The sequence below is a fragment of the Micromonospora sp. NPDC005324 genome, assembly GCF_040607155.1.
Lineage (GTDB): Bacteria > Actinomycetota > Actinomycetes > Mycobacteriales > Micromonosporaceae > Micromonospora > Micromonospora trifolii.
This window is the reverse complement of sequence record NZ_JBEXGE010000126.1, coordinates 1-1,322: the sequence shown is the minus strand read 5'-3', so window position 1 is coordinate 1,322 and position 1,322 is coordinate 1. Positions and strand designations below refer to the sequence as shown.

Below are 1,322 nucleotides of genomic sequence, written 5' to 3'. Positions count from 1 at the left end.
TGGGCTTGACCCGTTTCGACGGACAGGGTCGTTGTGTTGATTTTAGTTAGGCGGCTTGGTCGATCGGTAGCGGTTGTGAGCTGGTGGCCTCGAAAGCCGCGGGGCTGAGGTAGCCGAGGGTTGAGTGTCGGCGGCGGGTGTTGTACCAGCCCTCGATGTATTCGAATATGGCCTGGCGGGCGGCTTGGTGGGTGGGCCAGGCCTGGCGGTGCAGGAGTTCGGTTTTGATGGTGGCGAAGAACGACTCGGCGACGGCGTTGTCCCAGCACTGTCCGCGCCGGCCGACGGACAGGCGTATGTCGTGACGGTGTGCGAGGCGGGCGTGTTGGGCGCTGACGTATTGCGTGCCGCGGTCGGAATGAAACACCAGCCCGGGCTCGGGTTGGCGGCGTGCGAGAGCGGCGGCGAGGGCGGCGTCGACCAGGTCGGTCTTCAGGTTGTCGGCGACGGCCCAGCCGACGACCCGGCGTGATGCGAGATCGATGACGGTGGCCAGGTAGAGCCAGCCCTGCCACGTGTTGATGTAGGTGATGTCGCCGCACCAGCGGGTATCGATGACGCCAGGATCAACACGGAAGTCGCGGCCGATCAGGTCAGGCCGGAGCCCGGCGGCCGGATCCGGGATTGTGGTCGTGCGCCAGCGGCGTGGGCTCTTGCCGGCGAGTCCGGCGGTGCGCATCAGTCGGGCGACGCGTTTGCGGCCGTGCCGTAGCCCCTGCTCGGTGAGGTCAGCGTGGATCCGCGGCGCCCCGTAGGTGCCCTGGGACCGTTCGTGCAGCACGGTGATCGTGTCGGTGAGCTGGGCATCGACCCGCTCACGCTGCGACTGGGAGCCGGTTCTCTGCTGGTAGTAGGCGGATCGGGAGACCTCGAGCAGTTCGCAGGCACGTGTGACGTTGTGCTTACCGGCCTGCTCCGCGGCGATGAACAGGAAGACGTTCACCGGGTCTCCTTCGCGAAGAAAGCCGTCGCCCGTTTGAGTACATCGACGTCTTCGCGCAGCCTGCGGTTCTCTTTGCGCAGCTGCGCGAGTTCGGCCCGCTCGTCCGTGGTCAGCCCGTCGGCGCGGACGCCGGTGTCGAGTTCGGCCTGCTTGACCCACTCACGCACAGCCGTCTCGGTGAGGTCGAAGTCCTGGCTGACCTGCCGCAGCGTGCGGTCACCACGCTGGCACAACTCGACGATCTCGGCCTTGAAATCCGGCGTGAACGAACGCCGAGGCCGCGGCCGCTTCTTTCCCATGCTCTCCATGATGCTGAACATCCTCCCGGAGACCCCAGGTCCCCTGATCTCGGATGTCCGTCAAAACGGGGCAGGCCCAC

The 1,322-nt window shown here is 66.5% G+C and carries 2 protein-coding genes; both read right to left on the bottom strand.

The window, feature by feature from the left end:
• Positions 1-46 precede the first annotated feature (46 nt).
• Positions 47-943 (bottom strand): IS3 family transposase, encoded by an 897-nt coding sequence (locus ABZS40_RS36710; RefSeq protein WP_354949347.1) that lies wholly within the window; start codon positions 941-943, stop codon positions 47-49.
• On the bottom strand, positions 940-1,251 hold the full coding sequence (locus ABZS40_RS36705) for a transposase (RefSeq protein ID WP_354949345.1): 312 nt from the start codon (positions 1,249-1,251) through the stop codon (positions 940-942). The genes ABZS40_RS36710 and ABZS40_RS36705 overlap by 4 nt, the downstream gene beginning before the upstream one ends.
• Between the last annotated feature and the right edge of the window lie 71 nt (positions 1,252-1,322).